The organism is Pseudomonas sp. AC463 (assembly GCF_979253585.1).
The window spans coordinates 1-255 of the sequence record NZ_CEEDDZ010000872.1 but is presented as its reverse complement, the minus strand read 5'-3'; the positions used below and the strand labels follow the sequence as shown (position 1 = coordinate 255).

At 63.5% G+C, this 255-nt stretch carries 1 pseudogene; it reads left to right on the top strand.

Annotation, left to right across the window (positions count from 1 at the left end):
- Positions 1 to 255, top strand: a pseudogene (locus AC0IYH_RS32710) (Na+/H+ antiporter); the annotation flags it as partial.

The window sequence follows — 255 nt, the reverse complement described above, 5'->3', positions numbered from 1 at the left end:
ACGGCCTGATCTTTCTGCTTCTGGGTCTGCAGTTGCCGGACATCATCAAGGCCGTAATCGGTGATCACGCTGACGGCTGGCAGCTGCTGCTTCCGGCCTTGGGCTACGTACTGGCGGTGTATGCCGTGCTGATGACACTGCGCTTTCTGTGGGTCTACAGCTACTGGCGCACCTCCGGCATGCTGCGTCGCTGGCGCGGCAAGTCGACCCGTTTCGCCGGGCAGTCGCGCCTCGCCCTGACTGCAGTGCTGACCC